The sequence below is a fragment of the Pedobacter sp. genome (assembly GCF_035317785.1).
Lineage (GTDB): Bacteria > Bacteroidota > Bacteroidia > Sphingobacteriales > Sphingobacteriaceae > Pedobacter.
Genome location: NZ_DATHGC010000069.1, coordinates 38,459 through 50,485 on the forward strand (window position 1 = coordinate 38,459; position 12,027 = coordinate 50,485).

General features: G+C 41.5%; 11 protein-coding genes. 8 read left to right on the forward strand and 3 right to left on the reverse strand.

All coding sequences use genetic code 11. The annotated features are described in order from the left end of the window. Positions 1 to 709: 709 nt before the first annotated feature. Together VK541_RS04395 and VK541_RS25795 are read left to right on the forward strand one after the other, a co-directional pair. A complete protein-coding gene (locus VK541_RS04395) occupies positions 710 to 1,747 on the forward strand; it encodes a transposase (RefSeq protein ID WP_324367308.1) in 1,038 nt (345 codons plus the stop codon). 177 nt (positions 1,748 to 1,924) lie between these two features. Next, complete coding sequence (locus VK541_RS25795) at positions 1,925 to 2,314, forward strand: helix-turn-helix domain-containing protein (RefSeq protein ID WP_414692604.1); 390 nt, start codon at positions 1,925 to 1,927, stop codon at positions 2,312 to 2,314. 31 nt (positions 2,315 to 2,345) lie between these two features. Here VK541_RS25795 and VK541_RS04400 read toward each other — a convergent pair whose 3' ends face one another. Further along, a complete protein-coding gene (locus tag VK541_RS04400; RefSeq protein WP_324367310.1) occupies positions 2,346 to 2,687 on the reverse strand; it encodes a hypothetical protein in 342 nt (113 codons plus the stop codon). A gap of 162 nt (positions 2,688 to 2,849) precedes the next feature. Here VK541_RS04400 and VK541_RS04405 point away from each other — a divergent pair, with 162 nt between their 5' ends. From VK541_RS04405 to VK541_RS04425, 5 genes are all read left to right on the forward strand, one after another. Next, positions 2,850 to 3,209 (forward strand): hypothetical protein, encoded by a 360-nt coding sequence (locus VK541_RS04405; protein WP_324367312.1) that lies wholly within the window; start codon positions 2,850 to 2,852, stop codon positions 3,207 to 3,209. An 8-nt stretch (positions 3,210 to 3,217) separates the two neighbouring features. Continuing rightward, positions 3,218 to 3,367, forward strand: a complete 150-nt coding sequence (locus VK541_RS04410) for a hypothetical protein (protein WP_324367314.1) — start codon at positions 3,218 to 3,220, stop codon at positions 3,365 to 3,367. Between the two features lie 55 nt (positions 3,368 to 3,422). Next, positions 3,423 to 4,037: a DUF4974 domain-containing protein gene (locus tag VK541_RS04415; RefSeq protein WP_324367316.1), complete on the forward strand. Its 615-nt coding sequence runs from the start codon at positions 3,423 to 3,425 to the stop codon at positions 4,035 to 4,037. Between the two features lie 152 nt (positions 4,038 to 4,189). Next, the gene (locus VK541_RS04420; protein ID WP_324367318.1) at positions 4,190 to 5,086 is read left to right on the forward strand and encodes an ORF6N domain-containing protein; all 897 of its coding nucleotides are present in this window, start codon (positions 4,190 to 4,192) and stop codon (positions 5,084 to 5,086) included. A 303-nt stretch (positions 5,087 to 5,389) separates the two neighbouring features. Beyond that, complete coding sequence (locus VK541_RS04425; RefSeq protein ID WP_324367319.1) at positions 5,390 to 6,004, forward strand: Crp/Fnr family transcriptional regulator; 615 nt, start codon at positions 5,390 to 5,392, stop codon at positions 6,002 to 6,004. A 60-nt stretch (positions 6,005 to 6,064) separates the two neighbouring features. Here the strand turns inward: VK541_RS04425 and VK541_RS04430 are convergent, their stop codons facing one another. Together VK541_RS04430 and VK541_RS04435 are read right to left on the reverse strand one after the other, a co-directional pair. Beyond that, positions 6,065 to 7,174, reverse strand: a complete 1,110-nt coding sequence (locus VK541_RS04430; protein WP_324367322.1) for a family 16 glycosylhydrolase — start codon at positions 7,172 to 7,174, stop codon at positions 6,065 to 6,067. Between the two features lie 109 nt (positions 7,175 to 7,283). Then, positions 7,284 to 11,339, reverse strand: a complete 4,056-nt coding sequence (locus tag VK541_RS04435; RefSeq protein ID WP_324367324.1) for a hybrid sensor histidine kinase/response regulator transcription factor — start codon at positions 11,337 to 11,339, stop codon at positions 7,284 to 7,286. A gap of 217 nt (positions 11,340 to 11,556) precedes the next feature. Here VK541_RS04435 and VK541_RS04440 point away from each other — a divergent pair. Then, positions 11,557 to 12,027 (forward strand): carboxypeptidase-like regulatory domain-containing protein (locus tag VK541_RS04440; protein WP_324367326.1); only part of this gene is annotated, 471 nt, incomplete at its 3' end.

The window sequence follows — 12,027 nt, forward strand, 5'->3', positions numbered from 1 at the left end:
TGGTTCAATAAAGAAATTGTCGTTTGTGGTGCGATGATGAATAGTTTAACAAGCCGGGCTGCGGGCTTTGCCTGCAGCCTTTTTTAAGAATTAAAAAATGAAAGAGTTTGAATATTATCGCCTCCTGTTGGAGAGACTAGAAAATCAGGATCCCCTGCAAGGGGAGAAAGAGTACGAAATGATGAAGGAACTGATGCAAATGGACTTAATATAACCGGTTGTAACCGGGCAAGATCGTTTACTTATAAAAAAAATAAAGGTTTTGGGGGAGGTTTGTTGAGGAGTTATAAGAAATAAAAAGCAACCATTTTGATTAGTGCGACCCTGGTCGGTTGGATCAGTTTCCGGCCGGGGTTATTAAAGAGTTAGCACAACATAAATAAAGAATTGATTGAGAATTAACGCTTATTGAGAAATTGTCGTTTGTGGTGCGATGATGATTCCTATGTTTGATTTGAGAATAAGATGTTCTTTGACTGATGAAAATAATACCAATAAATTAGTATAAATAGAATAATTGAAAAGGATGAGAGCAGAGATGATGATAAGTAGCCACAGGCATACAGATAATTAAATGTAGCCTCATCTTTTTTATCTTTTCGAGTTTGAACAGAATGTAAGGAGCTGTCATTGACCAGTATCCTGTATGTCCACCGGGAAACAAAACGAAGAGAGATTTTCAATTATTCATTACATAAAAATGATTGGTATGAAAACAGTGATCAAACAGGTATTGGGCATTGATGTTTCCAAAAAGGAATTGATTGTATGCCTTGGAAAAATGGATTCTGATCTTCAGGTCGAGCTTTGTGCACATGCTGCCTTTGCAAATACTGAGAAAGGATTTGCTGCGTTGCAGAAATGGGCGGTAAAGTTTGCTTTTAAGGATCTTCCCTTGCAGTATGTTATGGAGGCCACAGGTGTCTATCATGAAGCGCTAACCTATTTTCTTGATAGCAAGGGTGAGTATGTAAGTGTAATACTTCCTAACAAGATCAACAACTATGCACGCACGCTGACTGTTAAAACAGTAACCGACAAAACTGCATCGCAAGCAATCGCGCAGTTCGGGCTGAGCAGACCACTTGATAAATGGATGAGACCGTCACCGGTATGCAAAAAGATCAAACAACTGACCAGGGAGCGTGACCAGCTGATGAACGAACGAACTATAGTGAAGAACCAGTTACATGCAGAGCAAAGCGAGGCCGAGCCGAATAAATTTACAGTTAACAGGATGAAGAAAAGAATCGTTTTTTTGAACAAACAGGACGAAGAAATAAAGAAGGAACTTTTGAAACTCTTAAAGTCCGATGAAAAGATTGGAGCAACAGTATCATTGCTGACGAGTATAACTGGTATCGGTGAGATTACAGCAGCGATAGTCATAGCAGAGACCAACTGTTTTGAGCATGTCCGCAACAGGAGGCAGCTGGCGAGCTATGCAGGACTGGATGTTAAGGAAAAGCAGTCTGGCACTTCGGTAAAAGGCAAATCCCGCATCTCAAAAAAGGGTAATCGCTACTTGAGAAAGGCACTGCATATGTCGGCACTGACTGCGATAAAATATGATTCTAAGTTCAAGGCTGTCTTTGATCGATTGGTTGCTCGACACGGCATTAAAATGAAGGCGATTGTCGCAGTCCAACGGCAATTGCTCGAGATGATGTTCGCTGTTCACAAGACCAGGAACCGGTATGATCCAAACTTTATGCAGAACCAGGTCCAGGAAATGAAAATAAATTAGAAGGCGACCGTTATTGATCGCCCCTAAACAGGCTGGTAAAAGACCGCCTTTTAAACAAAGATAAAAAAAATGAAAAAAATTGGTGAAATCAAGACAGAATTTAGTTTAACAAGCCGGGCTGCGGGCTTAGCCTGCAGCCCTTTTAAGAAGTAAAAAAAGCGAAATTACATGGATGCTATGTTAAAGGAACATTTAACATTATTAAACAACAAAATCATTCATTTTCAGCAGGGACATATCCCCTCGGATCTTGTAGTCTTAAAGAAATTATTCGATCTCCTGGAAATACATTTCAGAGGCATACGTCAGCCTTCGTTTTACTCCGAAGCGTTAAAAGTAACATTATCCAACCTGAACTACCTAACCAGGCAGCATTTTAACTGCACGGTTTATGAGCTGATGCAAGGCAGGATACATGAAGAAGCAGAAAAGCTTTTAAAGTATTCGACTTTGACAATAAAGGAAATAACCTTTGAATTGGGTATGACAGATCCCAGTTATTTTTGTAAGTGTTTTCGAAAGATTACGGGCCTGAGTCCGAAAAGATTTAGGGAAGGGGTTTGTTGAGGAAAATAAGAAAGTGAATTCAATTTCAATATTAGTAAGTTCTTTGTCCAAAAACAATGTAATGTCCGGAGTTGTCTTTTCTGTAAAAATAGAGGGTGTCAGATCCAGATCTTTTGACCAGGCTGTCACCTATTCTGATTCCATAATCACCCGTAAATGTAAAGCCTTCTAAGCCGAGTTCTTTTCCTGACTTATCATAGTAAGTTTTTCGCATGGATTCAGATGTATCAATACGGGCTACCACCAGGCTGGCATATTTCGGAAAATTCCTTCGCTCACTTTGGCAGGTGCTGACATAAGAGAATATCAATACTGACCCAAAGAAAATTGGGATAAAAATCAATCGTTTGGGGTTAAATTCTTTTTCGCTCATTACGGCTATTACACAAATTTAGCAATTAATATGGTATGAAAATGAGTTCATAAAATACCATAGCCTAATATTCAGCTACCATTTTTTTCCTGTCATTTTTTCGATCATTGAACTTTATAAGCAGTGGCAAATGGGAGGGGCTTTATTTAAAAAAAAAACAAAATGCAAAACGAACTTTGCCGGATAGGCGTTATAATTTATGACTTGAAACGTAATTTGAAGTTTTCGCCTTCAGCTGAAAATCAGGGCTTCCTGGATGAAGAGTTCAGAAGAATCGCCCTGTCTTTGGGCGCCCTGTGGCACGACAAAGCAATGGGCTGGGAATACCTTTTGGAATTTCACCGTGAAGAAGCTGACCGGCTGAGCGAGAGTATTGATGATCTTTATGTAGGAAATTTGCTGCATGGCAGAACGAGCGACTATATGGATGGGATATACAATGAGATCCAGGGTCACCTGACTGAACTGATGAGACGTATTGATACAATGACTGCTGACAGGACTGATTTTAGAGTAAACTGATTTGATAAATGTTGAAATCAAAAATTCCTTTTGAAAGGTTGATGAAACTGCTGTGGAGCGTAAACCCGAAAATAGAACTGCCTGATGCACTTGAGCCTTTTCTTTGGCAGCAGATGGAAGAAATCACGACCTCGCACCATGAAGTGCTTTACGGATGATACTGAAAACTAACTTATAAAAAAACTGGACAAGATTAAATTTGGCGCCGATCAATTGGTAATTGAGGCGTTGACCTATATGCGGTATACGGGGGCGGAGCGAATCCTGGTCCTTGAGGGAAAGCGGCAAATTGGCTGGGTCACTTTCGCTGAACTGACAAATTTTATATACGATTTTGAGGATGCGGGTAATGTCCGGGTTCATAAATTGAACTTTGACCTGGGCACCGCGATGATCTCGATAAGGGACATCAGGATCAGGGACAATACAGGAGGTAGTGTTTTGAAGCCTTTGCTGACTTTTGCTTTGATTGTGCTGAGTGTGGTTTTGCTGTATGCTAAGCCGATCATGCGGTTTGTCAGAGAGGTGATGAAGAAGTTAGAGCCGGTTGAGGTGGTGGTGCCGAAGAAAGTGGTACGGAAGGTCGAGAAGGTTGAGGAGCTGGAATTTCGTCAGAAGCCGCTGGAAGATATTATGAATGTGCTGACGGATTGGTATGGTGTGGAGGTGGTGTATGAGGATGATTCTTTAAGGAAGATGCGGTTTGGCGGGTCGATAGGAAAGGCTGAGAGATTGGAGTGGGTATTGGAGATGTTGCAGGCGACGAAGATGGTGAGGTTTAGGGTTGAGGGGAAGAGGGTGTATGTAATGAGGGAGAGACAGTTGTAGGGAGAGACGAAAAAGTTCATTGACATGTTGTTGTGAAGAATAAGTGCAGAATTTTGATGTTTTGTTCAGAAAATTGATTGATGATGTAAAATATTTCTTTTTGGTTAATGCTGTGGGTTTTGGTTATATTTGCTGGTAACAACTAGCTTATTATGACAGAAATTATTGCAGTTACTCCAGAGACAATACAAAGCCAGATTTTTACTATACGCGGGAAGTATGTGATGATGGATAGAGACTTGGCGGTATTGTATAGTGTGGAGACGAAGCAGCTTAAAAGGCAGGTAAAGAGAAATATAGAGCGATTTCCGACATCTTTCAGTTTTTTATTAACGGATGAAGAGCTAGAAAACTTGAGGTGCCAATCTGGCACCTCAAGTTTGGAACATGGAGGGAGCCGATATCCAGTTCTGGTGTTTACCGAAGCGGGAATCGCGATGCTTTCTGCTGTGTTGCGTAGTGAAACAGCTATAAAGATTAGTATTCAAATAATGGAAGCTTTTGTAGAAATGCGAAAGATTTTAAGGGACAATGCGCTTGTTTTTCGGAGAATTGAATCTTTAGAACAAAAGCAAATTGTTACGGAAATAAGGCAGCTTAAGGCTGATGAGAATTTTGAGAAGATTTTTGATGCTTTGGGAAGTAGCGATTTGAAGCCTAAGCAAGGTATATTTTACGATGGGCAGGTGTTTGATGCTTATGTGTTTGTCGCGGATTTGATCAGAGTTGCTAAACGATCGATTGTGCTGATCGACAACTATGTTGATGATACAGTGTTGAGTATGTTTACAAAACGGAATAAAGGTGTCTCTTTAACTATTTATACAAAAGACATCAGTAAGCAGCTCTTGCTAGACAAAAAGAAGCATGACCAGCAATATGATCCCGTCACCATTAAACAGTTTAAACATGCACATGATCGGTTTTTGATCATTGATGGCGCTGAAGTTTATCATATTGGAGCGTCATTAAAGGATTTGGGTTTGAAGTGGTTTGCGTTTTCAAAAATGGAAATGGCCGCATCTGATATACTGAAGAAGCTAATCTAGTTTTTCACAACAACAATTTTATTGAATGCTTCAACTAAATAACCGGTGTTATTCGGTTGTGACCGGGTACTGGCAGAGCGGAAAATAAGTGTTTATATACTGAATATAACCCTCGGGCTGTAGTTGCAAAATTATGGCCTTTTTTTGTTGCATAACTAACTGTTTTTCAGTCTTATAATGAATAATTTGAATAGAGCTCTGGGTTGTATGTGAGGCTTGGTTTTGTATAGTTTTGCGCTGCAGTAGAAGAAATACTGTCCAGCGCACGAGGCGCATCTATATAATCCTTAACGATACATATTGATGAGAAAAAAACCATTTAAACTAACTGAGCAAAGAAAACATGAATTGAAAACAGCAACTGTAGATTACCTGAGAGGCTTACACAGTCAAATCAACGAACTGGAATACGCGCTGATGGCTCCCGGAGCGCTGACCGCACGCTTCCGGGTTGCCGGAACAATTCTGCTGGAGCCCGAATCCCTGGTCAGTGAAGCGCATTACCTGCACAGCGGTCTTGCGATATTGTACACGATTGACGCCAAAAGCGGTCTGATGAAGATCTTTTACATCTGGGAGGAGGGCAGTATTGTCGTTCTTTATGAAGAGTTTAAGGAAAAACTGCCCAATGGCGATTATTACATCATGCTGATCGAAGATGCTGAAATGGTGAGTATCTCTAACTTTTGTATGGATAATATCTACGACCAGCATACGGTTGCTTATCTGCTGACACAGAAAATAATCAACGAACAAATCAGCAGACGGATGATGCATACTGATATTTTGCTGATGGAGAGTAAGACGGCAAGGCTTGAGGCTTTTGAGCAAAAGTTTCCGAAACTGAAAGGCAGGCTGACCTGGGACCAGAAGTGTTCTTTTTTAGGGGTTAAAAAATCGACTCTTGGAAAAAGCTAGGAATAGCCCTCTGCAAGGAGGGCTATTTTTTACAGACCGATCTAAACAACGACAGTATGATTAATTCGCACTTACTTTTACAGAAGAAATATTATCGTTAAAAGCTTCATCAATGAGACAAGAGTTATCAGCCGTAAGCGTTATTGAAGATCCGGTAAAATTGTCTCCCTGATATAGTTGGATTTTTATTCCAGCAGGTACTGACACTGAGGAAATGGCATCATTTGTTACCCCAAGAGCAGCTAATTGTGCCATTGTATAATTAGCTGTCGCGAGTTGTTTTGCCCAGCCTTTATAGGTGCAATTCTGGAATACCGATACTTTTCTGGTCTTGTACGCCCTTACCCAGTCGATATCCATAAAGTCAGGGTAGGTGCCCGCAAAGCGGTCTCCTCCATATCCGGTTATTTCCTGACTAAATATGAGGTATTCACTCGTATGAGAAATGGCAGTACTGGTCCGCCATTTTTCAACACCGTCTACATAAAAAATGTATTCTGAGGATGTCCATTCCAAACCGAAGGTATGAAAGCCGTATTGAAGGCCGCTCACCGTTTCTGTTGTTCCAATGGTTTGATGATCGGCTCCGTAACCGTTCCAATGTAGATTATGGCGGGCAATATTTGGCCCGTTGGCCATATGATGTTCAAAAATATCTATTTCTGTTCCGGAAACTCCCGGATCATTCGTATTTCCATATGTGGGTGATTGTAGCCAGAATGCACAATGTGGCCCTATTGTTCTGTTAACGAGAACACGGCATTCAAAATAGCCGTATTTTTGCAAAAATGAGTTCTGTGTTGAAATTTGACTGGCTGTAAATAAAGGGGCAGTGGAATTTTCTCTGGCAGCCATTCTTAGAATCCCTGCTCCGCTCACTGCATAGGTAACATTTGACCGCAGGATGGTAGCATATCCTCTCACAGTATTCTCGGCCCGGTAATTCCATCGGGAATGAAGAGGGCCAACTCCGTCAAAATTATCCTCTAATGTCAAGGTGTAATTGGCTAAATCAACGGCGCTGGTCGAGAAAACGCTGGCAGATGATTGGCTTTTTGTGTTTGCAGAAAAATCATCAGTCTGCTGCGAGGCTGCATCCTGAGCACTTTTTTTACAGCTCAAGGTGAAAAGGCTCATTCCGATAAGGAGCCCTAATGTAATTTTGTTCATGTTCATGATTGATTTGTATTTGGTTACCCAAATTTACCCGGTATGAACTTTAGGAAGGGGGTAATATTGAACCTTAATGGGGGTGTTTTTCCATCGCTGCTGAATTTCTTCAGATTTTTAGATAGTCGGAGGGCGTTTTGCCGAATTGTTTTTTGAATTCCCTGCTAAAATATTTTCGGTCTGAAAAGCCGATCATGTAGCCAATTTCATAGATCGTGTATTTCTTTTGCATTAATAATTGAGCGGCCCTTTTTAAGCGGATGGATTTTGAGAAGTCGTTTACAGACATATTTGTTAAAGCCTTTAGCTTTTTATACAGCACGGATTGGCTCATGCCAATTTCTCCGGCGAGCAATTCAACGCCAAAATTCTCATCTTCCATGTTGTTTTCAATGATCCTGATGAGTTTCGAAAGGAATTGCTCCTCAACATCGTCAATCAAAATTTGCTGTGGTTCAAGTACAAACAGTTTGCTGAACTTCTGGCGCATGGTTTCCCTTCCCGTTAACAGATTGTGTAAATTGAGCAGAAATATTTTATTGCTGAAGGGTTTGGTTAAATACATATCAGCACCGCCCTTTAGGCCGCTTATCTGGTCTGCTTCGGAGCTTTTAGCGGTCAAAAGAATAACAGGGATATGACTGGTCCGCACATCTGATTTTAATTGATGGCAAAGCATAAAACCGTCCATCCCGGGCATCATTACATCACTGACAATCAGGTCTGGAATTTCTTCGATCGCTTTTTCCCAGCCCTGCAACCCATTCTTTGCAGTCAGAACGTGATAATCGCTTAGCAGGGATTCTTTGATCAGCAAACGCAGTTCGGCGTTGTCCTCAATAACTAATATCGTATGTTTTTTTACGTTATTTTCCGCTCCGGACCGGGCAACTTCAGTGATGGGAGCCTGCTCTTGTCCTGCCTCTTTCTCTTCAGTGGTGGCGGCAAGCGTAACAGCGCGGTGCTGTAAATACGGTGTATGACTGAAGTGGGCGGTTCCTGTTAACAGTCTTACCGTAAAACTGGTATAGCCTGCCTGTTGGGCTGCAGCGGCACTGCTGGTTACAGAGATAGTCCCCTGATGTAATTCTACAATATGCTTAGACAAGGCAAGTCCTATGCCATACCCGGTATTTTGTATGCTGTGGTCATCTACCTGGAAAAAATTGGTAAACAGTCGATCCAGGTATTCAGGTGCGATCCCTCTTCCGGTATCTTCTACATTTATGGTAACCTGATTTTCCAGGAGCTTAATATTTATTGTAATGCTGCCACCAGCCGGTGTAAATTTAAATGCATTGGAGATTAGGTTAAAGAACACTTTCTCCAACTGCTCTTTATCAAAGTATATGGTAACCGGGTCATGGTCATAAACGATAGAAAAATGGATCTTTTTCTTTTCTGACAGTTCTTCAAAAGAACGGCCAATTTCATGGAGAAAAGTAACCAGGTTATGGGCTTCTACATGCAGTTTTAAGTTGTTTGTTTCCGCCTTCCTAAAATCCATCAGTTCACTGGTCAGCTTTAATAAGCGGTCTGCATTGTTTTTTACATTGTTTAACTGCCAGCTTATTGAACTGTTGTTCTGGTTTCCATCAAGCAGTTTTTCAATGGGGGCCATAATTAAGGTAAGGTGGGTGCGGATTTCATGAGATACATTGGTAAAGAAATTGAGTTTGATTTGGTGCAGTTCTTCATCTTTGATCAGCAATTCCCGTAAATAGAAGAAACGTATAATGAGAAATATAATGACAACCACTATGATGAGGTAAATGCAAAAGGCCCACCATGTTTTCCAGAAAGGAGGGAGGATCTCTATCTCGATACTTGCAGGTTTACTCCATACACCATCATTATTTGCACCTTTGACAAGAAGTGTATATGTGCCAGAAGGTAAATTTGTGTAAGCGGCAGATGCGGTATTGGTTTCTATCCATTGCTGATTGACGCCTTCGAGCTTGTAGGCGTATTTATTCTTTTTCGATTTGATATAGTTGAGCAGGGCGAATTGTATGGTAAATACGTTCTGATCGTACTTAAACAAAAGCTCTTTTGTGAAACTGATGTCCTGCGCCAGCAGTTTATCGGGAGCACCGATATCTACGGGCTTGTTGAACAGCAGCAAACCTGTAAAAACGATGGGCGCACGGAAATTATTTTTCTGGATTTCATCCGGAAAAAAATAGGTAAGGCCATTGAAACCGCCAAAAAATATTGCGCCGGCTTTGTTTTTAAAAAAGGAGTTGTAGTTGAAATCATCTCCTGATAAACCGTCACTAGTCGTGTAGGTTTGAAAAAAGCTGTTCAGGGGATCAAGCTTGGAAAGTCCGTTTGAAGTACTGATCCAAAGATGATGCTTGTTGTCCTCTATAATTCCAAGGACATTATCGTTGGATAGACCATCTTTTGTGGTGTAAACATGGGTAAAGCTTCGCTTTTTTGGGTTGTATTTGGCTAATCCGCCATAATACAGCCCCATCCAGATGTTTCCTTCTGAATCTTCACAGATGCAATTGATGGTATTGGTAATTGGCCGGTTGGCGCCTGTTGGGAGCGCCAATAGCTGCAGGGAGTTGGTGCTGCTGAAATAAGTATATAAACCGCTGATCGCGGCAATCCAGATGTTCTGTCTTGAGTCTTCAAATAAGACCTTAATGTTTTTATCTTCAAATATTTTAAGCTTTTCGGGAATTGGATAGGGGGTCAGCGTGGTATTTGACTTGCTGAAAATGCCCAGGCCGGTCTGACTGCCCACCCAAAATCTCGCCTGGTGATCTTCCAGCAGGGCCACTATTTCAGAGCGGGTAGCTTTAATGTCGTCATTGTTGGAAAAGAAACGTTTAAACTTTCCTGTTAAGGGATCGAACAGGTTTAAGCCCCCGCCATGAGTACCTATCCAAATGCGATCTGTTTTATCCCGGTATACTACCTTGACCAGATCAGATCCTATGCTTGCCGGATCATGGGGCATAAATGTGTAGGCCCCGAATTTCCGGGTGTGGGGCTGGTAGTAGTTAAGGCCGCCACCCTCTGTACCGATCCATAACCTGTTATCTTTATCTTCAGTAATGGAGCTGACTACATTATGGTTGAGGCTTGTTAACTTTTCATTGTATTGCCAGGTTTTAAATTTAGTTGGTGATGCATAAACTACGTTTACCCCGCCATAGTAGGTCCCCACCCACACAGAACCATTTAAATCTTCATAAATACTGTACACCGAATTCTGGTTTAAACTTTTGGGATTGGATTTATGATGCTGAAAAGTACTGAATTTGCCGGTAACAGGATTTAGTATGCTCAGCCCTTCTAATGTACCTATCCATAATTCGCCGGTTTTACTGATGATGATCTTGCGAACAGCATTATGTACAAGCGTATTGCTGTTCCCTTCCTTATGTAAAAACCTGGTGAAATTTTGAGTGGTCCTGTTAAAAAGATTGATCCCCCCGTTTTCTGTAGCCAGCCATAGGTTTTTTTGCCGGTCTTCTGTTATCGCGGTCACTGAATTGTCGCTGATACTCGTTGGCGAGCTGTTTCTGGTAAAAATCTTAATTGCACTAAATTTTTTGCTGAATAGTGATTTAACAAGACGTTTATCGGTCCCTATCCATAAGTAACCCTCATGGTCTTCATAAATGCTCAGGACCTCGCTTTTTGCAATTTCCGTTTCAAGCCCCAGTTGATCCGCAGGGATAAATTGGCTTTGGTCAGCGCTCTGCATATAAAGTCCATTATTGGTTCCCACCCAGAGATGTCCTTTCCTGTCTTCATTTATTGTCCTTATATAAACCGGAGTTTTGTTTTCGTCCGCGTTAAGACGGATCCTTTCGAAGTTATTTTTACGGGGATTGAATTTATTCAATCCATTGATGGTGCCTGCCCAAAGGACGCCCCTGGCATCATTGTATAAAGCTGAAATGTAATCGTCAGAAAGGCTGGAGGTGTCGGCGGCATTACTTCTGTATAAATGGAATTTGCTGCCATCATACCTGTTTAGCCCATACCTCGATCCATACCACATGAAACCCCTGCTGTCCTGGGCAATGGCAAATATGGAATTTTGAGAAAGACCGTTTTCTGTCATCAAATGATTGAAAATGAGATCTTGTCCGGTGCAAAATTCCGAGAGGAGTAGAAACAGCACCAGGATACTTCGTTTCATGCTTGGTTTTTTTATTAGGTCAGGCAAACTTTTATAAAGGTAATTTCCCAAAGGTAAATTACAATTTTTATAGTTTTTCATGCCGTTTATTTGGTATTTAAGGTTGAAAACACAATTGTCAACCTATAAAAACACAATTTTCACCCCTTGGTATTTTTTATTCCGCTCAACTTTACCCAGTACTAATAACCAAACCAAACAAATAATCAATTAATGTATGAAACAACGAGTTTTAACGGGACTGCTGTTAACCTTCATTCTTCCTTTTATGGCCAATGCACAAAGCAAATTGGTCAGCGGTACTGTTACCGATCAGCTGGGCGGGCTGATACCGGGCACTACGGTACTGATAAAGAATACCAAAACCTTGGTACAAACAGACGGTACCGGGCGCTTCAAAATCCAGGCATCGCCGGCTGACCAGCTGGTATTCAGCTACCTTGGGTTTACTTCACAAACCGTAACGATAGGCACTAAAACAACGATCAATGTTTCGCTGCAGCCAAATACAACGCTGTTAAACGACGTGGTAGTTGTAGGTTACGGAACGGCAAAGCGTGCCGATCTGACGGGGTCGGTCGGCTCTGTTAATATGTCTGAATTTGCTAAGGCCCCTGTAAAATCCTTTGATGAAGCACTTGCAGGAAGGGTATCTGGGGTCCAGGTACAGAGCAGCGACGGGCAGCCG

Bases quoted from the DNA above. Each gene is read 5' to 3' on its own strand.
- VK541_RS04395 (WP_324367308.1), top strand. From the start codon at position 710: ATGAAAACAGTGATCAAACAGGTATTGGGCATTGATGTTTCCAAAAAG.
- VK541_RS04430 (WP_324367322.1), bottom strand. From the start codon at position 7,174: ATGAACAAAATTACATTAGGGCTCCTTATCGGAATGAGCCTTTTCACC.
- VK541_RS25795 (WP_414692604.1), top strand. From the start codon at position 1,925: ATGTTAAAGGAACATTTAACATTATTAAACAACAAAATCATTCATTTT.
- VK541_RS04420 (WP_324367318.1), top strand. From the start codon at position 4,190: ATGACAGAAATTATTGCAGTTACTCCAGAGACAATACAAAGCCAGATT.
- VK541_RS04405 (WP_324367312.1), top strand. From the start codon at position 2,850: ATGCAAAACGAACTTTGCCGGATAGGCGTTATAATTTATGACTTGAAA.
- VK541_RS04400 (WP_324367310.1), bottom strand. From the start codon at position 2,687: ATGAGCGAAAAAGAATTTAACCCCAAACGATTGATTTTTATCCCAATT.
- VK541_RS04425 (WP_324367319.1), top strand. From the start codon at position 5,390: ATGAGAAAAAAACCATTTAAACTAACTGAGCAAAGAAAACATGAATTG.
- VK541_RS04435 (WP_324367324.1), bottom strand. From the start codon at position 11,339: ATGAAACGAAGTATCCTGGTGCTGTTTCTACTCCTCTCGGAATTTTGC.
- VK541_RS04410 (WP_324367314.1), top strand. From the start codon at position 3,218: ATGTTGAAATCAAAAATTCCTTTTGAAAGGTTGATGAAACTGCTGTGG.